Raw genomic sequence first — 26,837 nt, 5'->3', positions numbered from 1 at the left:
AGCGCGGCCCGGCATCGGGTCATGGAGGTCCTTCGGGGGGTTGGGAGCGCTCCCAATGGAGCGATCCCGATCCTCCTTGGCCGCCGGTGCCCCGTCAACGGGTGCGTGGCATCGGCGCTCGAAGACGGTGAAACTTTCACGCCCGGTCCAGGCGCCGGAGCAGGTCCGCCGCCCTTCGACGGTCGTAGGGCGCGGCCAGGCGGGCGGCGGCCGTCATCGCCTGCCCGGCGGCCCGTACGGCGGCTCCCCTCCTGCCCGCGGCGGCCAGCGTCAGGGCGCGGGCCCATCCGATCCTGGCGGCGGCGCCGGGGTTGCGGCCCAGGTAGGCGGTCAGGAAGGCGTGGAGGCGGCGGGCGGTCGGGCGGTCCACGTGGTCGCGTACGTGCCACAGCAGCTCCGCCAGGCCCGACCAGCACTCCAGCATGCCGGGCTGGGCCGACGGCAGGCCGTCCGCCAGCGCGAGCACCCTGACCAGCGCTCCCCGCACCTCCGCAAGAGGGCCTCCCCGCACCTCCAGGGCGGGGTGGAGGGTGAGGCGGGCGGAGGCGGTCAGGAGGCGCATCTCCTGGATGGTGCGCAGGACCGGGCCGTCGCGGAGCCCGAGCCGGTCCGCGAGTGCCCGCCTGCGGTCCGTGGACGCGCGGGCGGCGCTCACCGCCTCCCCGATCCGTTCGGCGGGCACGCCGTCGAGCCGCAGCAGCGCCTCGGCCCGGCCCGCCAGGCACCAGTGGCGGCCGATGTCGTCGCCGCCCACCCGCCTGACCGACAGCTCCTCGGTCTCCGCGAACAGCGCCACCGCCTCGGCGAACTCCCCCTGCCACAGCGCGGTCTCGGCCAGCATGCCCGCGCAGTTCTCCGCCATCCTCGGGTCCAGCGTCCGCGCCCGGCCCTCGGCGAACGAGCGCCGGGCCGCCCCGAACGCGCCCGAGTGGAGCTGGTCGAGGCCGCGTGCCAGCCGGGCCCGGTTCGCCGCCTCCGTCGGGTGCGGGACGGCGGCGAGGGCCCGGTCGGCCAGCTCACCGTAGCGTCCGGCGAGCCGGCCGCGCCCGGCGATCCGCGCGATCGTGGCGAAGTTCGCGTACGCCTCGGCCCGCAGCGCGGGGTCGGCCGCGCGTTCTGCGGCGTTGAGCTGGCGCAGCGAGGCCGCCAGCATCGTGGGCAGGTCCTGCTGGTGGTAGGCGAGCCGGGCCAGCAGTGAGAGTGCCTCGGCGGCCTCGGGGCCCGCCGCGTCCGTCCGCCGGGGCGGCCGGAGCCGGTGGACGACCTGCCGGGCGGCGGCGGCCGGCGCGCGGGCGAGGGGCCGGGCGGGCAGCGGCTCGCCGAGGGCGTCCAGCGCCGCCCTGGCCAGGCGGGCCGCCTCCCCTTCCCTGGCCAGCTGGTACGCGCTGACCCCCGCCATCCGAAGCCACCGCGCCCGCAGGTACGGCACGTGGACGGTCTCCTCCAGCCGGTGGCGCACGATGGCCGCCGACTCCTCGTACAGGCGTAACCGCAGGCACAACGTCCAGTAGCGGTCGAGGAAGGCGGGGTCGTCCGAGCAGGCCCAGGCCGTCCTGATGTTGTCCAGGTCGGCGCCGAGCACCCGGGGAGCCTCGGTGTCGGCCGCGTCCTGGAGGGCGGTGGCGTGCCGGTCGAGCAGGCGGGCGAAGCAGGCGGCGTGCCGGCTCCGCGCCGCCTCCTGGGCCGCCGGGTCCTCGGCCAGGCGGGCGGCGGCGAACTGCTGGACGAGCGGGTGGACCGCGTACCGGCCGGACGGGGTGAGGTGGAGCATGCTGTGGTCGACCAGGCGGACCAGGACCTGCGGGGTCGTACCGGTGACCTCCAGGGCGTGGGCCAGCGTGCAGCCGCCCCCGAACACCGACAACGCGGCCAGCGCCGCCCGCTCCGGCGGCCCGAGCAGGCTCCAGGACGTCTCGAAGACCGTGCCCATGCACGCGTGCCGCGGCCGTACGGCGGGGCCCGTGGCGGACAGGAGCCCCAGGTCCACGCCGAGCCGCCGGGCCAGCTCGGCGCACGGCACGGCGCGCAGCAGCCCGGCCGCCAGCTCGATGGCCAGCGGGAAGCCGCAGGTGGCGGCGCAGATCGCGGCCACCAGGGCGGCCTCCCGATCGGGGTCGAACGACGGCTGCGCCCTGATCGCCCTGGCCGCGAACAGCGCCTCGGCGGCCGGCCCAGGCTGCCCCGCCACCTCGACGGCCACCTGGCCGGGCAGGTCCGGGCGCCGCCTGCTGGTCGCCAGGACCCGTACGCGGGGGGCCGCCCGCAGGATCTCGCCGACGACCGGGTCGAAGCCGGGAAGGTGTTCCAGGTTGTCCAGCACGAGGAGGAGCCGGCGGCCGGCGAGCGCGGACAGCAGGAGGTCGAGGGCGGGACGCGGGGGCGAGAGGTCCACGCCGAGGCGGCGGGCCAGCGTCGTGACGGCCGCCTCTGGACGTACGCCCACGAACGAGACGAACGCCACCTCCCGCTCCTCAGCGGCGGCGGCGACGGCCAGCCGGGTCTTGCCGACCCCGCCGGGCCCGACCAGCGTCACCAGCCGCCGCCGCGCCGTCAGCTCCCGCACCCGCCGCACCTCATCCTCACGTCCGACCAGCTCGGAGCCCGGAACGGGCAGAGAGAGCCGCGAAGGCGCGACCGCGTACGGGACCAGATCGCGGCGGACGGCCTGCGTCTCCGGCGCCGGTGCGACGCCCAGCTCGGCGGCCAACCGGCGGCGCAGGCCGTCGTAGCAGGCCAGCGCTGCCGCCCGGTTCCCCGCCCTGGCCAGGGACGTCATCAGCAGCCGGTGCGCCTCCTCGTCGAACGGGTCCAGCCCGGCCACGATCCGCGCCAGCCGGACCACCTGCGCGGAACCGTCGGCCCCGGCCTCGACCAGCAGCTCGCGCAGCAGCGTGCGCACCCGCCGGCGCTCGTCCTCCAGCCAGCCCGCGAAGGCGGGGGCGTCGCCGATGCAGACGCCGTCCAGGAACTCCCCGCGCCACAACCGCAGCGCCTGCGCGACCGTCGAGCCGCCGACGAGCTGCCGGTGGTCCACGAAACAGCCGTCGCCGCCGCGGAAGCACACGTGCTCGCGGCTGATGTCGAGCCACCCGCCGACCTCCCTGCGCAGCTCCGACAGGGCCAGCCGCAGGCTGCCGCGCGCGTTGGCGTCGGGACGCTCCCCCCACAGCAGCGCGGCCAGCTCCGAGCGCGGGCGCGGCCCGGTCGTGGTGGCGAGATAGCAGAGCAGGGCCTTGGACTTGGCCGAACGGATGCCCACCGGCGCGCCCCCGACGGCCAGGTCGGGCGGCCCCAGCAGGAGCAGGGTCAGCGAGTCTCCCATGCCCGACGACAGTAGGCGCGCGAACCCGGACCGGCTGCGTCAAAAGCCACAGAAAGGGCGTGTCCCGCGCCACTGACCTGGGCTCTCACGATGTGCTCACGATGCCCTCCGCACTCTGGTGCCGAGCTTCGCGACAACCGCGAAGCGTACGCGGACCGAAGGACACGACAGCATGCACGCTCACCGACTGATCACCACGTTCGCCCTGGCCGCCGGCTTCGCCGCGCCGGTGGCCCTGGCCGCGGTCCCGGCCGCCGCCGCGACCACCTCCTGCGTCGTCACCCTGTACGACATCGACGCCAACAACGTCGCCGAACGCGACGGCAAGGACGAACTCCGCTTCAAGGTCGACGGGAACCTGTTCCCCAAGTTCAACGCGAAGTACTTCTCCATGAAGACCGGCGGCGACGGCGACCCCGCCGACTTCGAGCACCCCTCCACGCTCCTCGTGGGCAGCGAGGACGTCACGTTCGACCTGCGCGAGGTCACCCCGCCGGCCGTGAGCGAGGGCGACAGCCTGGGCAAGGCGACCGCCCACGGCTCGGTCTGCGCGGGCCTGGCCGTCGGCGCGGACACCACCGAGACGAGCATCGTCGAGGGCCACGACGAGACGGACTACACCTACACGGTCAGGCTCAAGCTCACCAGGCAGTGATCCGGCCGGCTACGGCCGGTGAAGGCCCCGCCGTGTCGGCGGGGCCTTCACTGAAGACGGATGTTCTGGAAGGGTTCGGAACGTGGTCCGTGCCCTCACCCTGGCCGGGTGTGTCGCGCACGAGTTGCTCGAACGCCAGACCGCCAAGCTGGCCAGGCAGCTCGTACGCGGCTTCGCCGAGGAGATCCCCCTCTACCGGCGGCTGCCGAAGGAGGAGCTCGACGGCGAGATCACCGGCATCACCGAGCACAACCTGCGCCTGATCGCCCGCATGTTCCGCGACCGCCGCCCGCCCACCAGGGCCGAGCTGGCGCCGCTGCGCTCGTCGGCGGCCCGCCGCGCCCAGGAGGGCGTGCCGCTGGAGGCCCTGCTGGCCGCCTACCACCTGGGCGCGCGCAAGGTGTGGGAGCACCTGTTCGCCACGGCCACGCCCGCCGACTTCGAGGACGTGCTGGCGGCCAACCGGCTCATCCTCCTCTACACCGAGTCGGTGACGGCCGCGGTGTGCACGGCGTACCTGGAGGAGCGCGAGGGCATGCTCAGCCACGAGCAGCACGCGATGCACGCCGCGGTGTCGGCGCTGCTCGGCGGCGACCGGGAGGCGCTCGCCGGGGTGCGGCTGGCGCCGCGCTACCTGGTGCTGGCGCTCGCGGTCGGCCGGCATCCCGACGAGGAGCGGGACGAGCCGGGCGGGTCGATCGCGGGCCGCCGCAAGCTCCACCGGATCAGGACGGCACTCCGGCGGGGCGCCGCCGAGCCGGTGTTGTCGGTGCTGGACACCACGGGCGGCCTGGTGTTCGTGCCGATCACCGGCGAGGACCCCGACTGGTACGAGGTCGGCGAGACGGCCGCCGGGATGGGCAAGGCGGCCGGGGTGCCCGTGTGGGCGGCGGCCGAGATCGCCCCGCCGGACGGGGTTCCGGAGGCCGTCAAGCTGGCCGAGGAGGTCCTGGAGGTGGTACAGGTCTTCGAGCAGCCGCCCGGCGCCTACCGGCTGGCCGACGTGCTGCTGGAGTACCAGCTCACCCGGCCGAGCCAGGCCACCGCCGTGCTCGCCGGCCTGCTCGACCCGCTGCTCGACAACCCCGACCTGCTCAGGACGCTCACGGTCTACCTGGACAACGGCCTCGACCGGCGGCGCACGGCCGAACTGCTGCACGTGCACCCCAACACGGTCGACTACCGCCTGCGCCGGGCCGTCAGCCTGACCGGCCTGGACCCCGTGGACCCGGCCCACCTTCAGCGCATCGGCGCGGCCCTCGCGGCCAGGCGCCAGCACGGCAGGTGAGCCGGGTCCCGGCGCCGCTCAGAGAGTCCCGGACACCGCGGCGGTCACCACGGTCGCGAAGTTCCGCATCCCGAGACCGTTGGGGTGGAACGGCGCCGCGGGCGAGGCGGGCACGTACGGCTCGATCCAGCGCACGCCCGGGGCCTTGCACGGGTCGTGGCCCACGCTCGGCGTCTGCAGGTCGACGAACGCCACCCCGGCGGCGGCGGCCTGCTCGGCCAGCATCCGGTTGAAGTACTGGAGCGTGGCCCGGATGTAGTTGGCGTCGGCCTTGATGATCGGGACGGTCGGGTAGCAGCCGTTCGGCGGCGCGTACGTGGCGTAGCCGACCACGAAGATCCGGGCACGCGGGGAGCGGGCGCGGATGTCGTTCACCAGCGTGGTCAGCTTGGGACGCAGGGCGTCGGTCTTGACCCGCCAGGAGTCCTGGCCGTCGACGACGTAGTCGTCGTTGCAGGCGTCGCCGACGGGCGGGGGCAGCAGGTTCAGGCAGTCCTCGATGAAGCCGGTCAGGCCCACGTCGTTGGCGCCGATCTGCACCGTGACCAGGGTCGTGTCCGAGCTGAGCGCGTCGAGCTGGGGCGCCACGCTGCCGAGGTCGGTGCCCTGGGAGTTGTACATGTCGCGGGTCTTGGCGCCGGAGCAGGTGACGTCCCTGAACGTGGCGGCGCCGATGGCCTGGGCGGTCAGGTGGGCGTAGTTGTGGTTGGAACGCCAGCAGCCGAGGTCGGGCACCACCTGGTTGGGCACCAGGGGGCCGGAGGCCGCGGAGTCGCCGAGCGCGACGTACACCTCGCTCCGGGCGGCGTGGACGGGGACCGCGACGCCGAGTACCAGGGCGGTCGCGGAGAGCAGGACGAGCAACCGTCGGACCATGAGGACTCCTTCCGGCAGGGATGGGGGGTGCGGAAGCCGTGCTGGTCAGCGGGCTGGTCAGCGGCGGAAGGGCCCGGTCACCTCGTACGTGATCCCGCCCGTCCCGGCGGTCTCGCCGCTGGTGCCGCGCTGGGAGGAGAAGTAGAGCCGGGTGCCGTCGGGGGAGAACGCGGGCCCGGTGATCTCCGACTTGGCCTGGCCGTCCAGGCGCATGACGGGGGCGACCACGCGGTCGGGCGTGATGATGTTGATCTCCATGTTGCCGCCGTCCTCGGCCACGTACAGGTCGCCGGACGGGCGGCCGGTGATGTTGTCGACGCCGTCGAGGGTGCCGCCGCCCTCGTAGACGGCGGTGACCGTCTGCCGGGCGGTGTCGTAGGCCCAGACCTTGCGGTCGCCCTTCGCGGTGAAGTAGCAGATCCCGGCGGCGTAGTGGCAGCCCTCGCCGCCGCCGAAGCGGCGGGCCGCGGAGACCTGGTTGCGGGTCTGCGTGTCGAAGACGCCGGGCGTCGCGTCGGGCACGGGCCGCCACTCGACGTTGTCGCCGCCGAGCCCGCACAGCACGTCGAGCCGGCCGCTGGACAGGTCGCCCCAGGTGGTGGGAGTGAAGCGGTAGAAGCAGCCGTCGCTCTCGTCCTCGGTCAGGTAGACCACCCGGTGGTCGGGGTCGCAGGCCGCCGCCTCGTGCTTGAACTTGCCCATCTCGGGGCGCTGCTGGGCCCCTCGGTTGCCGTACGGGTCGGTCTCGTAGACCTTGCCGCGGAAGATCTCCTCGCAGGACAGCCAGGTGCCCCACGGGGTCGCGCCGCCCGCGCAGTTGAGGTTCGTGCCGCTCAGGATCCGGTACGCCCGCTCGATCGAGCCGTCGGCCCTGAACTTGATCGCCGAGGTCCCGCCCACGAGCGGCACCTCGGAGTTGGACACGTAGATCCAGCCGGAGCCGTCGGCGAAGCACGCGCCGCCGTCAGGAGCGGGGTGCCACAGCGTGCCGCCGACGACCCGGCCCGACCTGGCCACCACCCGGCTGGTGAATCCGGCGGGCAGCGCCATGCCGTTGACGTCCGGGGCGCCGAGCGGCCCGTACGGGCTCACGCCCGCCCCCGCCGCGGAGGCGACGGCGTCGTGCCACATCGCCCCGGAGAACGCGACCGCCGCGGAGACGGTCCTGATGAAGGTACGACGGCGCATCATCACTCCACGTGGCTCGCGTCGTTCGATGTCGTTTGAATTCGCAGACATGACGATGAGCCCTGCTCGTCCTTCTGTGAACTGGACACGGCGGTAAATCCGCGCGGTCAAATCTGTGACGCCTCACAAATCTGAACGGCATTCCGTGAAGCCATTGACGGCGGCGCGAGCACGATCCACCATGGCCCGAACCCCCGGCCTCGATCAGCTTCCCGAGGTGCCTGTGCGCGTCCTTCCCCGTCTTCTCACCGTCCTCGCCCTGGCCTGCGCGACGCTCACGACGCCACCCGCGTCACCGGCGTCGGCGGCCCCGGAGCCGTCCGGCTGCGATCCCATCGACCCGGCCGCCTGCCTGCTCCCGTTCCCGAACGACTGGTTCACCGTCGCCGACCGGGGCACCGCCACGGGCCGCCGGGTGGCCTTGTCGGCCGGTTCGACGCCGGTCTCCGCCGCGGGCGTGCCGATCGCGCCCGGCGAGTGGAACAGGAACGACGGCTTCTCACCCGGCTCGATGTTGCTGGCCAGGGTGCCGGGGCTCGACCTGGCCAGGACCGGGGCCGCGCCGATCACCGACATCGGCCGGTCGCTGGACCGGGACGCGCCCATCGTGTTGCTGGACACCGCGACGGGGGAGCGCTGGCCGTACTGGGCCGAGCTGGACGCGAACGCGCCCGCCGACCGCCAGGCGCTGATCGTCCGCCCGGCCCGCAACCTGCGCGAGGGCCACCGGTACGCCGTCGCCCTGCGTGACCTGCGCGACGCCGCCGGCGCCCCGATCCCGCCGAACGCCGCCTTCGCCGCCGTGGTCGGCCCGCCCCTGCCCCCGGGCCACGACCTGTACGACCGCCGCCGCGCCCTCCAGCCCACGCTGTCCGCGCTGCGCCGGGCCGGCGTCGGCACCAGCGGCCTCTACCTGGCCTGGGACTTCACCGTCGCCAGCGCCCGCAGCCTGGCCGGTCCGGCGCTGGCCATGCGCGACGACGCCCTGCGCGCGCTGCGCGGCCACGCGCCCGCGTTCGAGGTCACGGCGGTCACCGACCTCACCCCCGAGCAGGACGCCCAGATCGCCCGCCGGGTCGAGGGCACCGTCCGCGTGCCGAGCTACCTCGACCGGCCGGGCGGCCCGCCCGGCTCGGCGCTCAACCGCGGCCCCGACGGCCTGCCGGCCCGCCTGCCCGGCAACGAGCAGGTCGCGCCCTTCCGCTGCGAGATCCCCCGCGTCGCCTTCGACCGCCCCGCCCGCCCCTCCCTGTACGGCCGCGGCCTGCTCGGCAGGCATTCGGAGGTCGGCGCCTCGAACGTGAAGACCATGGCCCAGGAGCACGGCTTCCTCTTCTGCGCCACCAAGTGGATCGGCATGGCCGACGAGGACATCCCCCACGTCGTCTCCGTCTTCACCGACATCTCGCGCTTCGGCACGATCCCCGACCGCACCCTCCAGGGATTCCTGAACTTCATGTTCCTGGGCCGCGCCATGACCGCCTCCGACGGCTTCGCCGCCCACCCGGCCTTCCGCACCGCCCGCGGCCGCCCCCTGATCGACACCCGCAAGGGCCTCGTGTACGACGGCAACAGCCAGGGCGGCATCCTGGGCGGCGCGCTGGTCGCGTTGTCGAAGGACATCGAGCGCGGCGTGCTCGGCGTGACCGGCATGAACTACAGCACGCTGTTCAACCGCAGTGCCGACGCGGCCCCCTTCCAGGCCGCCCTCGACCGCGCGTACCCCGACAAGCTGGACCAGCAGCTCATCCTGGCCCTCATGCAGATGTTGTGGGACCGCGGCGAGGCCGACGGTTACGCCGCCCACCTGACCGACCAGCCCTACCCGGGCACGCCGCGGCACCGGGTGCTCATGCACGTGGCCTTCGGCGACCACCAGGTGGCCACGGTCACCGCCGAGGTCGAGGCCCGTACCGCCGGGGCCCGGCTGCTGACCCCGGCCCTCGCCCCGGGACGCAGCCCGGACGCCGTGCCGTTCTGGGGCATCCCGGAGATCCGCGGACGGGCCTATCCGGGCTCGGCCCTGGTGATGTGGGACAGCGGCGCCCCCGCGCCGCCGCTCACCAACACACCGCCCACGCAGGGCGAGGACCCCCACGAGAAGCCTCGCAGGACCCCGGCCGCCCAGCTCCAGAAGTCGGTGTTCCTCAAGACCGGCGTGGTCGCCGACGTCTGCGACGGCCCGTGCGTCGCGAGCTGACGCCGGTCACGGGCTGACGCCGGGCCGCCACATGGGCCAGAACCGGGCGCCGTTCGGCAGCGCGAACGGCTCCTCGGCCCGGTAGCCGTGGCGGGCGTACAGGTCGCGGCTGCGGGCGCTGCTGGCCTCCAGGTACGCGGGCGCGCCGTCCAGCAGGGCGTGGTGGCGGCGCAGCAGTGCCGAGCCCAGGCCGGCGCCCTGATCGTCCGGGTGCACGGCCAGGAGCGCCAGGTGGTGGTACGGCGGCTTCGGGTGGTGCCGTTCGAACAGCTCGTCCAGCAGCCGGAACCGGTCGGCCCACCGGCCGGTGGCGGCGGCGAGGCGGCGGTCGTAGTCGGGCGGCTCGGGCGGCGGCGCCTCGGCGGTGTGCGGCAACCAGACCGCGGCCGCCCGCCCGTCGCCGACCAGGTCGACCTCGCCGTGCTCGATGGCGTGCGAGACGAGGATCAGGAAGTCGGCCACCATGATCTCGTGCCGCCCGGCCGGCTCGGGCACCAGGTACGACACCGCGGGCAGCGGCGCGAACGCGGTCGCCACGAGTTCGGCTACCGTGCCGGCGTCCCCGGCGGACGCCCGGCGCACGTCCCGCGCGACGACCTCCTGCGACCGCGTCAACGGACCGCCTCCGGCGTGGCGGCGGCCTTGGCGCCCATGCCCACCAGCGAGTACACGCCCGGCTGCCCGCTGCGCAGGACCAGCGCCCAGCCCACGCCGAGCAGGGCCGCGACCGCGTACACGACCGGCAGGATCCACGCGAGCGGGTCGCCCGCCGGCACCCCGAGCAGCGTCGAGAAGTTGTCCAGCGCCAGCCACACCATCACCGCCAGCGCCAGCGCGGCGGGCACGGGCGCCAGGATCCGCCGCGAGAGCGCCTCCCCGCTCGGCTGCCGGACGAAGAAGACGACGATCGCGACCGAGGTCACGAACACCAGCAGCAACACCCCGAACCCGCCGAACGAGCCGCCGTAGAAGAAGAGCTGCACCAGCGGGTCGAGCCCCAGGACCGCGTAGACCACGATGACGACCAGCCCCAGCACGGTCTGCGCGATCGAGCCCGAGCTCGGCGCGCCGCTGCGCGGCCGGGTACGACCGAAGAAAGCGGGCAGCACCCGCTCGCGCCCGAGGGCGAAGAAGTACCGGGCGGTGGTGTTGTGGAATGAGATCATGGCGGCGAACACGCTGGTGACGAAGAGCACCCGGGCGATGTCCACGACCGTCCCGCCGAGGTGCTGGCCGGCGATGTTGAAGATCGTCTCGGCCTGGTCGCGTTGTGCGGCGGCCACGATGTTCGCCGGCCCGGTGGCGACCGTCATCGCCCACGACGACAGGGAGTAGAGCCCCGCGATGATCGCCACCGACGCGTACGTGGCCAGCGGCACGGTACGCCGCGGGTCCCGGCTCTCCTCCGAGAACACCACGGAGGACTCGAACCCGACGAACCCGAGCGTCGCGATGACCAGCAGCGCCCCCACCCCCGGCACGAACAGCGCCGCGGGCGACAACGTCTCGGCGGAGAACCCGGACGGCGCCGGGTTGACCAGGTCGGCCACGTCGAACAGCAGGATGACCGCCACCTCGGCGGTGAGCAGGACGGCCAGCAGCCGCCCGTTGACGTCCACCCGCATCAGGCCGAGCACGCCCACCAGCGCCCAGGCGACCAGCGAGATCACCCACCAGGGCGGCGCGCCGCCGAACCACCGTTCGAGCAGCGGGGTCGCCGCTGTGCCGAAGGCGCCGTACAGGCCCACCTGGAGGGCGTTGTAGGCGATCAGCGCCACCCACGCCGCCGCGATGCCCGCGGGACGGCCGAGGCCGCGGCTGATGTAGGTGTAGAACGCCCCGGCGTTGGCCATGTGGCGGGCCATGGCCACGTACCCGACCGCGAACACCGCCAGCACCGCGCCGACGACCAGGAACGCGATCGGCAGGCCGGTGATCTCGGTGACGGCGTACCCGGTGGTGATCACGCCGGCGACGACGGTGAGCGGCGCGGCGGCCGACAGGACGAAGTAGACGACCGAGGGCGCGCCGAGGCGGTCGGCGGCCAGGGCGCCCGCGATGGGGTCGGGCCCGGTGCCGGATCTCGCGGAGGGCATCGGATTCCTTTCTGGGGGGTTCAGGTGCGGTAGGTCAGGACCGCGTCGCCGACGGCCGCGCCCACCTGGCGGCCCAGGTCGCTCAGCGGCTGGGGCATCGCGGCCAGCACAGTGGTCAGGTACTGGTGGGCGCCGCGCCGGTCGGCCGGGTCCTCGACGACGATGTCGGTCAGGTCGCAGGCCTCGGCCAGGGCGGCCAGGGCCATGTCGTACGGGGTCAGCGGCTGCCACTTGACCAGCGCCAGCCTCAGCCGTGCGGAGGGCCACATGGCCCGGCTGAAGTCGGTCGAGAAATAGCGGAACTGTTTACGCTTGAGCAGTCTCGGGGATTCGCGTTCGAGCAGGCCGTTCGCCATCAACCGCCCGGTCACCTCGGTGACCGAGCGTTGTGCCAGGTACGCCAGCCAGGTTCGCACGTCGGTGTGCTGCGGGGAATTACCGATTTCGGTCAGCACTTTTCCGGCCAGCTCGTCCTGGACCCTGCGCCCGTCGACCACTCGCAGCCGGACCCCTTCCACGGCGATCCGCTGCTCCAGCACCAGTTCCGCGATCAGCGCCCCGGCCAGGCCGAGCGCCACGCCCGGGGCATGCAGGCGAGGCTTGCCCGAGCCCGTCGCGTCCCAGGAGACGAAGAAGAAATCATCGGCAAGCACGTTAAAATCGGCCCGCTCACTATAGGAATTGGTGGATGACCGGTTCAGGAAGCAGCGCGTAGCTGCCAGCGGCAATTTCTACCAAGAACCACATCTCCGGGCTAGACCCTATTTATCAGGAAATAAAAAAGCACCGGCTTCGCGGAGAAGCCGGTGCCGCCCGATCGAGGGCCCATCAGCCGATGATCGCCTGATGACAGAGCTGCCGCGCCCGTACCCGGACCCGGTGCGCGCCCGCCGCAGTGGGCCGGGTGAGGAAGATCACTTACGGCATTTCGGTCGGGTCGTCAGTTCGCGCAGTCCTGCTTGTCCAGGGCCAGGCCCATCTCGTAGATCTTGCCGTGGCGGAGCAGGAAGTAGTAGTACGCCTTCGGGTTGCCCGGCACGTCGGCGTACGGGTAGCCGCTCGCCGACGTGCGCAGCTTCTTCGCGTACGCCTGCTTGAGCTGGGCCTGCGTCGAGCCGACGCCGATGCCCTCCGGCGTCCTGACACCCTTCGGCGCGAAGATCATCGCGACGCCGACGTTCTTGGAGATGTACAGGCCGACCGCGTCGCGGCTCGTCCTGTGGGCCTTGAGGTCCCAGCCGGAGCAGGCGTCCGAGCCGGGGGCCGGCTTGCGGACGATCTTCCCGGTGGCCTGGGCGGCCTTGGCGCTCATGCCCAGCGTGATCCCGCCGTACCCGTAGGGGCCGAACGCTGGGGTGGCGAGCGCGGGGGAGGCGATCCCGGCCAAGGTGAGGCCCGCCGCGAGGGTCACCGCCGCGAATGTGTGCTTCGTCATACAGGGTTTGACCGCTCGCCGGGCCCACAAGTTCTGTCCGGTTCATGAGGAGATCACGGTCGATCGATGATCACGTCCATGGTGGGGTGACCACTCCGGACAGCAGGCTTGTCGCCATGAACTCCGCCCTCGCGCTCGCCTCCCTGCTCACCTTCACCCCCGCCCCGACCGCCCCGACCGCGGCCCCCACCCCGACCGTGGAGTGGGGGACCTGCGCCGGGATGTCCGGCCTGGACGCCCGGCAGGAGTGCGCTACCCTCCAGGTCCCGGTCGACCACGCCGCCCCGGCGGGTGACACGTTCTCCATGGCCGTCTCCCGGATCCGCACCGCGCGGCCCGGCCTGCGCAGGGGTGTGCTGCTGCTCATCCCCGGCGGCCCCGGCAGCCCCGGCCTGTCGCGTCCCAGCACCATGGTCGGCCGCCTGCCCGCCGAGGTGCTCGACCGCTACGACATCATCGGCTTCGACCCGCGCGGCGTCGGCCGCAGCGCCCCCGTCACCTGCGGGCTCGCCGACGCCGACACCACCCTCACCAAGCTCAAGCCCTACCCGGCGGCCGACGGCGACATCAGCGAGAACGTGGCCTGGTCGCACCGGCTCGCCGAGGCGTGCGCGCGCAACGGCGGCCCAATGCTGCGCCACATCACCACCCGCAACGCGGCCAGGGACATCGACGCCATCAGGCGCGCGCTCGGCGAGCAGAAGCTCTCCTACTGGGGCGTCTCGTACGGCACCTACGCCGGAGCCGCGTACGCCACGATGTTCCCCGAGCACACCGACCGGGTCGTCCTGGACAGCAACGACGACCCCGACCCGACCAAGGTCGCCAGGGGATGGCTGGCCAACTACGCGGTCGGCGTCGAGGACAGGTTCCCCGACTTCGCCCGCTTCGCCGCTGCCCGCGCCGCCGAGTACGGGCTCGGCGCCGACCCGGCCGAGGTCCGGCGTACCGTGCTGGACCTGGCCGCCCGGCTGGACCGCGAGCCGCTGCCCTGGCCCGGCGCCAACCCCGCCCGGCTCGACGGCAACACGCTGCGCGAGACCATGCTCACCGCGTTCTACTCCGACGCCGGCTTCCCGGGGCTGGCCGCCCTGATGAAGGCCGCGCTGACCCGCGCGACGCTGCCCGCCCCCACCTCGCCGCCGCCCGCCGCGCTGCAGAACACCGCCGCCGTGGCCGGGGCGACCATGTGCAACGACGTGGAGTGGCCCGCCTCGACGGTCCGGCACCAGCGGCTGGTGGACCGGAACCGGGTGGACTACCCGCTCACGGCGGGCATGCCGGTCAACCTCGGGCCGTGCGCCTTCTGGCCGTACCGGCCGGCCGAGCGGCCCGTACGGGTGACCGCCAAGGGGCCGTCCAACGTGCTGCTGGTGCAGAACCTGCGTGACCCCTCCACGCCGCACAGCGGCGCGCTGAAGCTGCGGGCCGCCTTCGGCGACCGGGCGCGGATGGTCAGCGTGGACGCCGGCGGCCACGGCAGCTACCTCGCCAACGGCAACGCCTGCGGCGACAGGACGGTGACGGAGTTCCTGGTCACCGGCCGGCGTCCGGCGGCGGACACGCTCTGCCGCTGACGTGTCCGTTACGCGGTTGAGGGATGGTCTTGTCCGAAGCCCGGGTACTGGTGCCGATGATCACAACGCAGGAGGCACCAGAAATGGCGGACGTTCCCATCGTTGTCGGTATAAATCGTACTCGGGATGGTTCTGTTGCCGTCGCTGCGGGTGAGTCGGGCATGTACAGCCTGCAGAAGGAACGCATCAGCCGGCGCAAGCACCACTGGGGTCGTCTCGGTGACCTGCCGGACCTGTACCTGCCCGAGATGCCGCTGCTCAAGGAGCCCGTGGACCTCGTGGTGGAGGGATACTCCTCCGACACCGAGATGGAGCACAAGGACGCCTACGAGGAAGAGCTGCGCGAGACCCTGAGCCTCAAGGAGGGCGCCCGCGTCGTCCAGGTCTCGCGCCATCTCAGCCACGTCTACAGCGCGTTCCCGCCCTCGCCGTTCGAGCGGGCGGCGGGCCTGGTGATCGACGCCCAGGGCAGCCGGGTACGGGACTTCACCGAGCCGGTACGGCTGCCGAAGGGCACCAGGGACGACATGGTGGAGGTCGCCTCCTTCTACCGGTGCGAACGCGGCGGCGAGATCGAGTGCCTGGCCAAGCAGCTCTGGGACGGCGACTGGGCCCGCCCGGCCGGACTCGGCTGCTTCTACGCGCTGCTGACCAAACTGCTGTGGCCCGAGGGCGAGGGCAACGAGGGCAGGGTGACGGGCCTGGCCCCCTTCGGCGACCCGTACGTGTACGGCCTGCCCGACCTCGACGTACGCGGGCACGAGGTGTTCATCCCCGAGGAGTGGATCGAGACGTTCGCCCAGCGGGACGCCTACCTCTACGAGCCGGGCGGCGAGCGCTTCGCCCGCGCGGCCGACCTGGCGGCGGCCGGCCAGCGCGTCTACGAGAACGCCCTCGCCCAGGTCGTCGCCTGGCTGCACGGGCAGACCGGCCTCGACCGGCTGGCCTTCGCCGGCGGCGCCGCGCTCAACTGCTCGGCCAACGGCCGGATCGTCCGCGAGTCGCCGTTCCGCGAGGTGTTCATCCCGCCCAGCCCGCATGCCGGCGGCACCGCCGTGGGCTGCGCACTCTACGGCCTGATCGAATGCCTCGGCGTCGAGAGCGGCTTCCGCTGGACCGACGACTTCCTCGGCCCCGACCCGGACGAGAGCGAGATCACCGCCGCCGTCCGCAGCCTGCCCGACGGCCTGGTGGCCGAGCAGCCGGACGACCTGGTCGGCGCGATGGTGTCGCTGCTGGAGAGCGGCCGGGTCGTGGCCCTGCACCAGGGCCGCAGCGAGTCGGGCCCGCGCGCGCTCGGCAACCGCAGCATCATCGCCGACCCGGCCAGGCCGGACATGCAGGACTACGTCAACTTCGAGGTCAAGGGCCGCGAGTGGTTCCGCCCGCTGGCCCCGCTGGTGCTGGCCGAGCACGCCGGGCGCCTGTTCGACATCGACCGCCCGGCCCCGTTCATGCAGTACTCCGCCGACGTGCGCCCCGAGCACCGCGCGAGCCTGCCGGGCGTGACCCACGTGGACGGTACGGCGAGGCTCCAGACCGTGGAGGAGTCCGCCACGCCGTTCCTGCACGCCCTGCTGACCAGGTGGCACGAGACCACCGGCTCCCCGGCCCTGATCAACACCTCGCTCAACGGCCCCGGCCACCCGCTGACCGAGACGCCCGAGCAGTCGATCGACACCCTGCTCTCGACGGGCCTGCACGCCCTGGTCATGCCGCCGTACCTGATCCGCAAGCGGGACGAGCCGCCGGTGCCCGGCGCGGACTGGGACCGGGACTAGCCGAGCCCGGCGGCGCGGCGCCCGTCCGGTGAGGTCCAAATCCAGGTCATCGTTCTCGCAGGCCAGAGCGGGTGACGAGGTCGCCGGGCCCGTCCCGGTTACGGTCGGTCGCATGCGTGTTCACCCGGTCGTCCCCGTGACGCTGACCGCCCTGGCCGTGTTGTCGGCGGCCTGCGGCGGCGGCGGCGTACGGGCCACCCAGGGGGTGGTCGTGACCTCCCTGTCGCCGTCGCAGGGGACGCGCGCGCTGGCCGGGAAGATCGTCGTGCTCGACCCGGGGCACAACGGGGGCAACGCCTCCCACCCCAAGGAGATCAGCCACCCGGTCGACATCATCACCGGGCGCAAGCCCTGCAACACCACCGGCACCCGGACCGCCGCCGGCTACCCGGAGCACGCCTTCACCTGGGACGTCGCGCGCCGCCTGAAGCCGATACTCGAAGGCATGGGCGCCAAGGTGGTGCTGACCAGGCCGGACGACACCGGCGTCGGCCCCTGCGTCGACGTGCGGGCGGCCATCGGCAACAAGGCGCGGGCGGACGCCGTCCTGTCCATCCACGCCGACGGCGCGGCACCGAGCGGCCATGGCTTCCACGTGATCCTGCCGGGGCTGGTGCCCGGCCACAACGACGCGATCATCAAGCCGTCCAGGAAGCTGGGCGTGGCCGTCCGGAACGCCTTCCGCGACGGCACCGGCATGCCGTACGCCACCTATCTCGGCGAGCAGGGGCTGCAGACCCGCACCGACCTGGGCGGGCTCAACCTGTCCACCCGCCCGGCGGTGTTCATCGAGTGCGGCAACATGGCCAACCCCGGGGACGCCGCCAAGATGTCCGACGGCGAGTTCCGCGAGCGCATGGCCGGTTCGCTGGCCGCCGGGCTCAAGCAGTATCTGGCCGGTTAGCCGCCGTAGGCCCGCAGGAACGCCTCGGCCGCGGCGTCGGCGATCCGGTCGAGGTCGGCCTCGGTGTAGTGGTCGCCGCCGCCCGAGAACATGACCTTGTTCACCGGGATCCACAACAGCAGCCCGACGAAGTGGTCGGCGGCGAGCTGTGGGTCGTCCATGGGCCGCAGGCCGTGCCCGGCCAGGCGCCCGAAGGCCGTGGCCAGGGTCTGGAGCGACCGTTCGAACCCCTGCTGGTACCAGGTGCGGCCGAGGTCGGGGAAACGGTCGGCCTCGGCGATGATCAGCCGCCGCAGCCGCAGCACGTCGGGCTGCATGAGCGCGCCGAGGAACGCGCGGGCGAGCTGGCGCAGGCCCTCGTCCAGGTCATGGCCGTCCTCCAGCGACGCGGTGACGAGCTTGGCCAGGCCCGCGATCTGGTCGGTCGTGTCGAGGATGATCGTGGTGAAGAGTTGTTCCTTGTCGCTGAAGTGTTTGTAGACGGTCTGCTTCGAGACCGAGGCGATCGCGGCCACCTCGTCCATGCTCGCGCCCACGTAGCCGTTGCGCAGGAACACCGCGTGCGCCGCGTCCAGGATCTGCCTGCGCTTGCGCGCGGTACGCCCGTCCTCTTCCGCCGCCATTGGCGCCACCTTTTCGATCACTTGTTCCCACAGTACTGGACAGTTCCGTACCGACGTGAGTACTGTACCGTCCAGTTCCAGAACCGGGCAGGAGTTTCGACATGAGTGACCTTCAGAAGCAGGTGCAGGAGAACGCCGACCGGCTCGTCGAGTCGGGCGCCGAGCGTGGGCTCCAGGTGGCCGTCTACCGGGACGGCGTCCAGATCGTGGACGTGGTGGCGGGCGTGGCCGACCCGGCGACCGGCCGGCCGGTCACCTCCGACACGCCGTTCTACAACTTCTCCATCGGCAAGGGCGCGACCTCGGCCGTCGCCCACCTGCTGGCCGAGCGCGGCCTGTACGGCTACGACACCCCCGTCGCCGAGCTGTGGCCGGAGTTCGCGAGGAACGGCAAGGAGGGCGTGACCGTCCGGCACGTGCTGAGCCACACGGCCGGCGTGCCCGGGGTGCCGCTCGACACCACGCCCGAGGACGTCTGCGACTGGGACAAGATGGTCGCCGCGCTGGAGAACGCCGAGCTGTGGTGGGAGCCGGGCACGAAGATGGGCTACCACGCCTACACCTTCGGCTTCCTGGTCGGCGAGATCGTCCGCAGGGCCACCGGCAAGCGCATCTCGCAGGTGTTGCTGGAGGAGGTCTCCGGCCCGCTGGGCGTGGCCCGCGAGCTCTACTTCGGCATGCCCCAGGAGGAGCAGCACCGCCTGGCCACGCTGGAGGACGTGCCCATGGACCCGTCGATGTTCGGCGACCTGCCGGCCGACCTGCCGATGTTCAAGGCCGGCCCGATGGAGCTGATGCCGACCGCCGCGCTCGGCAGCCGGCCCGACTACCTGACCGCCGACATCCCGGCCGGCGGCAAGACCTCGGCCAGGGCGATAGCCCGCATGTACGCCGCCCTGCTCGGCGAGGTGGACGGCGTCCGGCTGATCTCCCCTGAACGGCTGCGCGAGGCGACCGCGGTGGCCTTCAGCGGCCCGGACGAGGTCTTCGGCATGCCCTCGACGTGGGGCCTCGGCTTCACGATCGGGCTGCCCGGCGCCTCGCCGCAGGAGAGCGCGACGGCGTTCGGCATCGGCGGGGCGGGCGGCAGCTACGCGTGGGCCGACACCGCGACCGGGGCCGCCGTCGCCCTCACCAAGAACCGGCTCACCAACGACTTCACCGCCGTCGGCGAACTGGCCGCCCTGGTGGCCCGGTCCTGACCACCCGCCTCCCGCGCGGAGGTCAGCCGTCGCGGCACAGCGGCTTGCCGCCGACCACGCAGGCGATGCCGTCGAGGTCGCAGCTCAGCAGGGTGCCGTCCATGCCGAGCACGAGCACGAGATCGCGCCGTGAGCGGTGGGCCAGCATGATCCGGCCGACGACCCCGTTGTCCAGGACCACGGTCGGGCGGGCTGCAGCGCTGTCCATGTGCTGGTGACTCCCTTCGAGGTTCACAACAGGCCACGCGCCGGACCCGTCCCCACCAGGATGCACAGCCCCCGCCTCCGGCGCATCGGTCAACCGGTCCTACTTTCGTACGGATCCTGCGTTGTCCCCCTCGCGCCATGCTCTTGGACGTCGTGGTGCGAGACTGGCCGCAGCGGGTGAGACGGAAGGGGAGCGGCGTGCGTACGTGGCTGACCGGGCGGTTCGGGCTGACGGTGCCCCTGGTGAGTGCCCCCATGGCGGGAGTGAGTGCGGGCCGGCTGGCCGCCGCCGTCTCGGCGGCCGGCGCGCTCGGCATGATCGGGGTCTCCTCGGCCACCCCCGCCTCCTGGATCGAGGCCGAGGCCGCCGTCGCCGCGCGTGGCGGGCGGCCGTACGGGATCGGGCTCATGGCCTGGGCGCTGCCCGGCAATCCCGGCCAGTTCGAGGCCGTGCTCGCGGCCCGGCCGCCGCTGGTCTCCGTGAGCTTCGGGCCGTACCAGAGGTACGTGGAGGAGTTGCGGCAGGCCGGCGTCACGGTCGTCACGCAGGCGGGCACCACGGACGAGGCCCGCGCGGCCGAGCAGGCCGGCGTGGACGCGGTCGTCGCGCGCGGGTCGGAGGCGGGCGGCCACGGGCGCGCCGAGGTGGGCACGCTGCCGCTGCTCCAGAGCGTGCTCGACGCGGTGCGGATCCCGGTGCTGGCGGCGGGCGGCATCGCCACCGCGCGCGGGCTGGCCGCCGTGCTGGCGGCGGGGGCCGAGGGGGCGTGGGTCGGCACGGCGTTCATGGGGTGCGCGGAGACGGCGCTGTCCGGCCCCGCGGCGGCCCGTGTGCTGGCCGCGACGGAGACCGACACCGCCTACGGCCGCGTCTTCGACGTGGCCCAGCGCCTGGACTGGCCCGCGGAGTTCGGCGGCCGGGCGCTGCGCAACACCTTCTTCGACCGCTGGGCCGGCCGCGAGGCGGAACTGGCCGCCGACGAGGAGGCCGCGGAGCTGATCGCCGCCGCCCGCCGCGACGGCGACTTCGACACCGCCTGCGTCTACGCGGGCGAGGCCGTCGGGATGGTGCGCGAGCGGCGTACGGCCGCCGACGTGGTGGCCGGTTTCGCCGAGGCGGCCACGCTGCTGGGCCGCTTCGCCCCGCCCGGCGGATGACGCCGCTCCCGGCCTGATGCATCCTCTTGTGCCATGACATTTCAGACGTTGCCCGCCGCGCACTCCGAGACCGCCGGGCCGGAGATCGTGGTCGCCAGGGGCAGCGTGCTGGAGGTGATGGAGAAGATCGGCACGGTCGTCGTACCGATCGCCGTCGCTGTGTACGCCCTGCTCTACCTGGGCTTCGAGAGCGTCTACGACACCTTCGGCATCACCCCCGAGCAGGCCGGGCTCACTCAGGCGAGCATCTTCGGCCATCTGGTCGCGACCCTGGTGCTGCTCTTCCTGGCCCTGCTGCCGCTTTTCGGCCTGGTCGTGGGCGCCTGGTGGCTGCTCGACCGGATCACCCGCGGCGCGGCCGGGCGCGTACTGAACCGGGGACGGGAGCAGCCGTGGCTGGCCGCCGGGGTCGGCGCCGCGCTGTCGGGCATCGCGTACTGGGGGATGCTCGGCATCCTGGACGTCACCGGCACGCCGGTGCTGATCACGGTCGTGGTGGTCGGGCTGTTCGGCCTGCTGGTGCCCTACCGGCTGCTGCGCGGGCGGCCGACCGGCCGGGCCGCGATGCGCGTGCTGACCGGCGCGCTGGTGGGGGTGGGCCTGGGGTTCGTGCTGGTGGGTTGGATGACGCAGGGGGCCGAAGGGGTGCACGACCGCGGCGAGGCCAATCTCGTGCTCCAGCTCACCGGGTTCTCCAACCAGTGGGCCGAGGTCCGCGACGACGCGGGCAAGCTCCTGTCGAAGGGGGAACGCTGGCTGGTGCTCGGCCAGGACTCCGGCGCGTACGTGTTCTACGACTGCGCGACGGCCGGGACGATCCGCCGTCCGATCGACGCGACCATCCTGAGCAGGATCGAGCTCGATCCCGAGTTCGAAGACCCCCGCTCATGCGGCTACGCGGCGAAGTAGAACGCGTTCTGTTGTGCCGGACCGCCGGAAATTCCCGGTCGCGCCGGAAGTTACCGAGTAGTATGACCAGCGAACAGCGGTAGGCGAGGAAATGGGTTGCCATGTCTGAGCTAGAACGTGTTCCTCCCGGAGTGGACCCAAATGTCCCAAGTTCCGCCCGGGTGTACGACTATTTGCTCGGCGGCAAGGACAACGTCGCCGTCGATCGCGCGGTCGCCGAGAAGCTGCTGGCCGTCGCGCCCGAGGCCCGCGCCGTCGCCAGGGCCAACCGTCGTTTCCAGATCGAGGCGGTGCGCCACGTCGCCCGCCGGGGCGTGCGCCAGTTCATCGACCTCGGCACCGGCATCCCCACCTCGCCCAGCATCCACGAGACCGTGCGCCGGGTGAGCCCCGCCTGCCGGGTGATCTACGTGGACCACGACCCGGTGGTGCGCCTGCACGCCCAGGTGATGCTCGCCGACCAGCCGGGCGTCGCCAGCATCCAGGCCGACCTGCGCAAGCCCGCCGACATCCTCGCCGACCCGCACGTGACCGGCCTGATCGACTTCGAGCAGCCGGTCTGCGTGCTGATGGTCGGCGTGCTGCACTTCGTCATGGACGCCGAGGACCCGTACGGCATCGTGGCCGCGTTCAGGAAGCACATGGTGCCCGGCAGCCATCTGGTGCTCTCCCACGCGATGGCCGAGAGCTCTCCCGAGGCCATCGCCCAGCTCACCCTCTCCACGGCCGGCACGCCCGCCCAGGGCGCGTTCCGTCCCCATGGCGAGGTGTTGCGGTTGTTCGAGGGCTTCGAGCTGATCGGGCCCGGTCTGGTGCCCGTCCAGGACTGGCGGCTCGGCGACGGGGACGACATCCCCCTGGTTGACGGCCCGCCCCGGATCCGCCTCGACGCGGGTGTGGGCCGGGTGACCGTTCAGTAGTTCTTGAGCTTGATGTCCGTGGCGAACCTGTCGGTCAGCTTCAACATCAGGCTGAGCAGGAAGCCGAACTTGAAGGTCCAGTTGCGCATGCGGATCCGGGCGGGGGTGCCGGGAGCCAGGAAGGGGCCCGCGCTGCCGCTCTTCGTGACCTTGGCGTAGCCGCGCATCTGGCGCTCGTACTCGGCGAAGGCCACGCGGTGGTCGCCGTCCGCCGCGGCCAGCTCGCCCGCCAGCACGTACGCGCCCACCACCGCCAGCCCGGTGCCGAAGCCGCCCAGCGTGTTGCCGTACGCCGCGTCGCCCAGCAGCGCCACCCGGCCCTGGACGTACCGGTCGACGCTCACCCTGCTGATCGAGTCGAGGTAGACGTCCTTGGCGCCGCGCACCGCGTCGAGGACCTGCGGCGTGCGCCAGCCCATCCCGGCGTACGCCCGCGTCAGGATCGCCTTCTGCTGCTCGACGTCGTAGCGGTCGTAGTCGAGCCGCGGGGAGGCGAACACGAAGAACGCCGGCGCCTTCGGCCCGCCGACCGCGACCATCCTGCCGGGCTCGTTGTAGATCCGGCCGTCGGGGCCGAAGTCGGCGTCCAGCTCCACCAGCGCGTAGTAGTGGCCGAGGAAGTCCACGCAGTCGGACTCGGGGCCGATGGCGAGCCTGCGGACGTTGGAGTGGATCCCGTCCGCGCCCACGACCAGGTCGAACGTGCGGGGCGCCGAACGTTCGAAGGTGACGTGCACGCCGCCCGGGGTCTCGGTGAGCGAGGTGATGGAGTCGCCGAAGACGTACTCGCAGGAGGAGGCGGTGCGCTCGTACAGCAGGTGGGCCAGGTCGCCGCGGCGGATCTCGATGTCGCCGCCGCTGAACTCGCCGGGCATGACCGCGAGCGTACGGCCGGAGGCGTCCACGAACTGCTGGTCGCGGCCGCCGGTCTGGAGGCGGCGCACGTCGTCCAGGATGCCCATCCGGGTCAGGACCGTGCGGTGGGTCTCGCCCTTGAAGTCCACCGCCTGGCCGCCCTCGCGCAGGGCCGGCGCCTTCTCGACGACGGTGACGTTGCAGCCGTGGCGGGCGAGCCAGTAGGCCAGCGCGGGGCCGCCGATGCTGGCGCCGGAGATGAGGACGTTGCTGTTCTTCAGGGTGCTTCTCATGCCGGCAAGCCTCGCCGGGAGCGCTGACAACCCGGCGACGACCGGCTGACAGTCCCCGGGACGCCCGTCAGGTGAGGAGCGTGGACTGGGCCTCGTCCCTGGTCATCGCGGCGCCGCGGGCGTACAGGGCGGCGAAGCGCTCCGGGCCGAGCGCGGCCGTGGCGGCGGCGGCCGTCGCGGCGACGTCCCGGTCGCCGGTCACCGCCATGCCGCGCAGCGCCACCCCGATGCCGAGCAGCAGCGCCGCCCGTTCCGGCGGGTCGTCGAGCAGGGCGGCCCCGGCCAGGCCCTCGACGGCGTCGGCGAGGTCGCTGCTGACCGGCGAGTGCAGCGCGGCGGCCACCGCCTCCCGGTGCAGGGCCGCGGCCTCGGCCGCCTCGCCCCTGGCCTGGGCCAGCCGGCCCAGTGCCGTGGACAGCTGCGCTCCCGTGCCCCCGGCCGCCGGGGCGCCCTGGGGGGTGGCGGCCAGCGCGTCCCGCAGCCGATCGCCGGCCTCGCCGAGATCCCCCTCGATCCTGGCCAGGTCGCCCAGCCGTACGAGCACGGCCGCCGTCAGCTCCGGACGGCCCAGCTCGCGGGCCAGCTCGCGGGCGCGCAGGAAGTCGGCCCTGGCCGCCGCCGTGTCGCCCGCGCGCAGCCGGGCGTCGGCCCGCCGGTACAGCACGTCCACCAGCTCGTCCAGTGCCCCGAGCTCGTCGAGCAGCCCCAGCGCCTCCGCCCACAACTCCATCGCCCGCGCCCACTCGCCGCGCCAGCCCGCGATCACCGCCAGCCAGTCGAGCCCCTGCGCCTTCCCCCAGCGTTCGCCCAGCGCGCCGAACTCCGTCAGCACGATCTCCAGCTCCCGCTCGGCCGTCGCGATCCCGCCGTCCAGCAGCGCGAGCAGCGCCTCGCTGAGCCGGCCGAGCGCCCGGCTCCACGGGTCGCCGCCGAGCTCGCGCTGCCGCGGCCGGTCCGCGCTCCGCGCGGGCGGGCCCGCCGTCATGCCCCACAGCGCGGCGGCGAACGGGTGCCGTACCGGCCGGTCCGGCTCCGTCGTGATCTCGACGGCCCGCCGCCAATGCGGTGACTCGGTCCCGGGGACGGCGTGCAGGACGGCGAGCAGGTACTCGTCGGTCAGGTCCGGCGGCGGCTCGTGGCCGATCGCGTCGAGCAGCCGCCTGGCGGGCTGGACGGCCTGACCCCTGCGCCCGCTCAGGTACCAGTACATGGCCAGGGCGGAGATCAGCCGCAGCGCCGCCGGCGGGTCGTGCTCGACGTCCCAGCGCAGCGCGGCCTGGAGGTCGGCGTCCTCGGCCCCGAGGCGGGCCAGCCATTCGAGCTGTTCGGCGCGGTAGAGGTGGGGTTCGGCGCGCTGGGCGTGCTCAAGGTGCCAGGCGGCGTGCGCGGCGCGCAGCCACTCCTCCTCGCCGGCCTCGGCCAGCCGCTCGGCGCAGAACAGCCGGATGGTGTCGAGCATCCGGTAGCGGTCTCCGGCGGTCTCGACCAGCGACTTGTCCACCAGGTCGGCCAGGAGCACCGCGCTGTCCTCGCCGCACACCCGCTCGACCGCCTCCAGGCGCGCGCCGCCCGCGAACACCGAGAACCGCCTGGCCAGCACCTGCTCCTCGGCGTCCAGCAGGTCCCAGCTCCACTCCACCACCGCGTGCAACGTCCGGTGCCGGGCGGCGGCCGTACGGTCGCCGCGCGACAGCAGCCGGAAGCGGCCGTGATCGGCCAGCCGCGCGGCGATCTCCGCGACGGCGAACGTGCGCACCCGCGCCGCGGCCAGCTCGATGGCCAGCGGCAGGCCGTCGAGCGCCGCGCAGATGCTCAGCGTCGCGTCGAGGTCGAGCTCCAGCCCCGGCCGTACGGCGGCGGCCCGGTCGGCGAACAGCCTGACCGCCGGGTAGGCGAGCGCGTCCCCGGCGGCGGTGCCCGGCGGCGGGGTGGCGAGCGGCGGGAGCGGGACCAGGTGCTCGCCGGTGATGCCCAGCGGCTCCCTGCTGGTGGCCAGGACACGCACGCCGGGACAGCCGGCCAGGAGGCGGCGGGCCAGCGTGGCGGCCTCGGCGACGACGTGCTCGCAGTTGTCCAGGACGAGCAGCAGGTCCTGCTCGGCCAGGGCGGCGACCAGCCGTTCGGTGTAGTCGGGCAGGCCGGGGACGGACGGGCCGAGCGCCGACTCGCGCAGCCCGAGCGCGGCCAGCACCAGCAGCGGCACCTGCTCCTCCGTGCCGGCCGGTGACAGGTCCGCGAAGCACACCTGCGTGCCCCCGTCGCGGGTGGCGGCCTCGACGGCCAGGCGGGTCTTGCCGGTGCCGCCCGGCCCGGTGATCGTGACCAGCCGCGCCTCGCGCAGCGCGGCCAGCCGGGCCAGCTCCTCCTCGCGGCCCACGAACGTGGTGAGCTGGGGCGGCGGCGCCGACCGCGTGGCGTGCGCGCGCCGCTCCTCGCCCCGCAGGATCGCCAGGTGCAGCGCCGACAACTCGGGCGAGGGATCGGCCCCCAGCTCGTCGGCGAGCAGCCGTCGCGCCTCGTCGTAGACCGCCAGCGCCTCGGCCTGCCGCCCGGCCGCGTGCAGGGCGCGCATCAGCAGCGCGCGCGGGCGTTCCCGCAGCGGGTGGGCGGCGACCAGCTCGCGCAGCCCCGCCGCGGGCTCGGCCTCGGGCAGATGGAGGTCGGCCTCGTACAGGTCCTCGCGGGCGGCCAGGCGCAGCTCCTCCAGCCGGTCGGCCTGTCCGGGCGCGTACGCCGCCTCGCGCACGTCCGCGAGCGCCGGGCCGCGCCACAGGTCCAGGCACTCACCGAGCGTGGCCGCCGCCGCCGCGTGCCGGCCGGCCGCGAGCAGCCGCCGGCCCTCGCGGGCCAGCCGCTCGAAGCGGTGGGCGTCCACGTCCTCGGGCGGGACTGCCAGCCGGTAGCCCGCGCCGTGGAACTCGATCAGGCCGTCGGGCAGGTTGCGCCTCAGCCGGGAGATCTGCGCCTGTACGGCGTTGGCCGCGCCCGCCGGTGGGCTCTCGCCGTACTGGGCGTCGATGAGCCGGTCGACGGCGACCGTACGACCGGCCTCCAGCAGCAGCAGGGCGAGCAGGGCACGCGGTCGGGGACCGCCCACGGCGATCGGGTCGCCGCCGGTCGGCCGTACCTCCAACGGGCCCAGGATGCCGAACTGCACGTGTCCGATTGTCCAACACTGTGAGTACTCGCCGCACGTGCGGAGGTGTGACCAGCCGTAACGGAAATGTCGGTATGCCTACCGATGAACATACGTATTTTCGAGCCGTCAGCAAACGCTTAGCGTCTGGCGGCAACAAGGCGAAACGGTCCGCTTGCTCTCCCGTCACCCTTTATCACCCCCCACATTTC

Annotated in this window: 21 protein-coding genes; 10 read left to right on the top strand and 11 right to left on the bottom strand. The window is 73.3% G+C overall.

The features are described 5' to 3' along the window. Nucleotides 1–136: 136 nt before the first annotated feature. Nucleotides 137–3,322 carry a BTAD domain-containing putative transcriptional regulator gene (locus DMB42_RS34170; RefSeq protein ID WP_125641308.1) on the bottom strand — a complete coding sequence of 1,062 codons (3,186 nt, stop codon included), beginning with the start codon at nucleotides 3,320–3,322 and terminating at the stop codon, nucleotides 137–139. Nucleotides 3,323–3,494: 172 nt separating this feature from the next. Between DMB42_RS34170 and DMB42_RS34165 the strand changes: the two genes are divergently transcribed. Beyond that, complete coding sequence (locus tag DMB42_RS34165) at nucleotides 3,495–3,977, top strand: hypothetical protein (RefSeq protein WP_125641305.1); 483 nt, start codon at nucleotides 3,495–3,497, stop codon at nucleotides 3,975–3,977. Between the two features lie 82 nt (nucleotides 3,978–4,059). Then, the gene (locus DMB42_RS34160) at nucleotides 4,060–5,265 is read left to right on the top strand and encodes a CdaR family transcriptional regulator (protein WP_125641302.1); all 1,206 of its coding nucleotides are present in this window, start codon (nucleotides 4,060–4,062) and stop codon (nucleotides 5,263–5,265) included. An 18-nt stretch (nucleotides 5,266–5,283) separates the two neighbouring features. On the opposite strand, the gene DMB42_RS34155 is transcribed toward DMB42_RS34160, so the two are convergent. Further along, nucleotides 5,284–6,141 carry an SGNH/GDSL hydrolase family protein gene (locus DMB42_RS34155; RefSeq protein ID WP_125641299.1) on the bottom strand — a complete coding sequence of 286 codons (858 nt, stop codon included), beginning with the start codon at nucleotides 6,139–6,141 and terminating at the stop codon, nucleotides 5,284–5,286. Nucleotides 6,142–6,198: 57 nt separating this feature from the next. Next, nucleotides 6,199–7,329, bottom strand: a complete 1,131-nt coding sequence (locus DMB42_RS34150; protein WP_125641984.1) for an alkaline phosphatase PhoX — start codon at nucleotides 7,327–7,329, stop codon at nucleotides 6,199–6,201. A 181-nt stretch (nucleotides 7,330–7,510) separates the two neighbouring features. On the opposite strand from DMB42_RS34150, the gene DMB42_RS34145 reads away from it, so the two are divergent. Beyond that, entirely contained in the window at nucleotides 7,511–9,529 is a 2,019-nt protein-coding gene (locus DMB42_RS34145) for a hypothetical protein (RefSeq protein WP_125641296.1), read from the top strand. A gap of 6 nt (nucleotides 9,530–9,535) precedes the next feature. Here DMB42_RS34145 and DMB42_RS34140 read toward each other — a convergent pair whose 3' ends face one another. The 4 genes from DMB42_RS34140 to DMB42_RS34125 all read right to left on the bottom strand — a co-directional run bounded on the left by DMB42_RS34140 (nucleotide 9,536) and on the right by DMB42_RS34125 (nucleotide 13,060). Then, nucleotides 9,536–10,144 carry a GNAT family N-acetyltransferase gene (locus DMB42_RS34140; RefSeq protein WP_221762483.1) on the bottom strand — a complete coding sequence of 203 codons (609 nt, stop codon included), beginning with the start codon at nucleotides 10,142–10,144 and terminating at the stop codon, nucleotides 9,536–9,538. Continuing rightward, the gene (locus DMB42_RS34135; RefSeq protein WP_125641293.1) at nucleotides 10,141–11,625 is read right to left on the bottom strand and encodes an APC family permease; all 1,485 of its coding nucleotides are present in this window, start codon (nucleotides 11,623–11,625) and stop codon (nucleotides 10,141–10,143) included. The genes DMB42_RS34140 and DMB42_RS34135 overlap by 4 nt, the downstream gene beginning before the upstream one ends. Nucleotides 11,626–11,645: 20 nt before the next feature. Continuing rightward, nucleotides 11,646–12,278 carry a GPP34 family phosphoprotein gene (locus DMB42_RS34130; protein ID WP_185844999.1) on the bottom strand — a complete coding sequence of 211 codons (633 nt, stop codon included), beginning with the start codon at nucleotides 12,276–12,278 and terminating at the stop codon, nucleotides 11,646–11,648. Nucleotides 12,279–12,565: 287 nt separating this feature from the next. Continuing rightward, on the bottom strand, nucleotides 12,566–13,060 hold the full coding sequence (locus tag DMB42_RS34125; protein ID WP_125641288.1) for a hypothetical protein: 495 nt from the start codon (nucleotides 13,058–13,060) through the stop codon (nucleotides 12,566–12,568). A 116-nt stretch (nucleotides 13,061–13,176) separates the two neighbouring features. Between DMB42_RS34125 and DMB42_RS34120 the strand changes: the two genes are divergently transcribed. From DMB42_RS34120 to DMB42_RS34110, 3 genes are all read left to right on the top strand, one after another. Beyond that, nucleotides 13,177–14,637, top strand: coding sequence for an alpha/beta hydrolase (locus DMB42_RS34120; protein ID WP_125641285.1), 1,461 nt, complete (start codon nucleotides 13,177–13,179; stop codon nucleotides 14,635–14,637). 161 nt (nucleotides 14,638–14,798) lie between these two features. Then, the gene (locus DMB42_RS34115; RefSeq protein WP_260478121.1) at nucleotides 14,799–16,418 is read left to right on the top strand and encodes a carbamoyltransferase C-terminal domain-containing protein; all 1,620 of its coding nucleotides are present in this window, start codon (nucleotides 14,799–14,801) and stop codon (nucleotides 16,416–16,418) included. A gap of 112 nt (nucleotides 16,419–16,530) precedes the next feature. After that, on the top strand, nucleotides 16,531–17,322 hold the full coding sequence (locus DMB42_RS34110) for an N-acetylmuramoyl-L-alanine amidase (protein ID WP_125641279.1): 792 nt from the start codon (nucleotides 16,531–16,533) through the stop codon (nucleotides 17,320–17,322). On the opposite strand, the gene DMB42_RS34105 is transcribed toward DMB42_RS34110, so the two are convergent. Next, entirely contained in the window at nucleotides 17,319–17,945 is a 627-nt protein-coding gene (locus DMB42_RS34105; RefSeq protein WP_125641276.1) for a TetR/AcrR family transcriptional regulator, read from the bottom strand. The genes DMB42_RS34110 and DMB42_RS34105 overlap by 4 nt on opposite strands. A 101-nt stretch (nucleotides 17,946–18,046) precedes the next feature. Between DMB42_RS34105 and DMB42_RS34100 the strand changes: the two genes are divergently transcribed. Continuing rightward, on the top strand, nucleotides 18,047–19,147 hold the full coding sequence (locus DMB42_RS34100; RefSeq protein WP_125641273.1) for a serine hydrolase domain-containing protein: 1,101 nt from the start codon (nucleotides 18,047–18,049) through the stop codon (nucleotides 19,145–19,147). A gap of 22 nt (nucleotides 19,148–19,169) precedes the next feature. On the opposite strand, the gene DMB42_RS34095 is transcribed toward DMB42_RS34100, so the two are convergent. Then, nucleotides 19,170–19,355, bottom strand: coding sequence for a hypothetical protein (locus DMB42_RS34095; protein ID WP_125641270.1), 186 nt, complete (start codon nucleotides 19,353–19,355; stop codon nucleotides 19,170–19,172). A gap of 137 nt (nucleotides 19,356–19,492) precedes the next feature. Here DMB42_RS34095 and DMB42_RS34090 point away from each other — a divergent pair, with 137 nt between their 5' ends. The 3 genes from DMB42_RS34090 (at nucleotide 19,493) to DMB42_RS34080 (ending at nucleotide 22,341) form a co-directional block, all read left to right on the top strand. After that, nucleotides 19,493–20,512 (top strand): nitronate monooxygenase family protein, encoded by a 1,020-nt coding sequence (locus DMB42_RS34090; RefSeq protein ID WP_125641267.1) that lies wholly within the window; start codon nucleotides 19,493–19,495, stop codon nucleotides 20,510–20,512. A gap of 33 nt (nucleotides 20,513–20,545) precedes the next feature. Further along, entirely contained in the window at nucleotides 20,546–21,421 is an 876-nt protein-coding gene (locus DMB42_RS34085; protein ID WP_125641264.1) for a hypothetical protein, read from the top strand. Nucleotides 21,422–21,522: 101 nt separating this feature from the next. After that, complete coding sequence (locus DMB42_RS34080; protein ID WP_125641261.1) at nucleotides 21,523–22,341, top strand: SAM-dependent methyltransferase; 819 nt, start codon at nucleotides 21,523–21,525, stop codon at nucleotides 22,339–22,341. Here DMB42_RS34080 and DMB42_RS34075 read toward each other — a convergent pair. Together DMB42_RS34075 and DMB42_RS34070 are read right to left on the bottom strand one after the other, a co-directional pair. Further along, nucleotides 22,335–23,489 carry an FAD-dependent monooxygenase gene (locus DMB42_RS34075; protein WP_260478120.1) on the bottom strand — a complete coding sequence of 385 codons (1,155 nt, stop codon included), beginning with the start codon at nucleotides 23,487–23,489 and terminating at the stop codon, nucleotides 22,335–22,337. The two genes, DMB42_RS34080 and DMB42_RS34075, sit on opposite strands and share 7 nt — an antisense overlap. A 67-nt stretch (nucleotides 23,490–23,556) precedes the next feature. Then, entirely contained in the window at nucleotides 23,557–26,646 is a 3,090-nt protein-coding gene (locus tag DMB42_RS34070; RefSeq protein ID WP_125641258.1) for a BTAD domain-containing putative transcriptional regulator, read from the bottom strand. Nucleotides 26,647–26,837: the final 191 nt, after the last annotated feature.

Origin of the sequence: Nonomuraea sp. WAC 01424 (assembly GCF_003947315.1) — a bacterium.
GTDB lineage: Bacteria > Actinomycetota > Actinomycetes > Streptosporangiales > Streptosporangiaceae > Nonomuraea > Nonomuraea spiralis.
The sequence above is the reverse complement of the archived record's forward strand: the minus strand, read 5'-3'. Positions and strand labels throughout refer to the sequence as shown.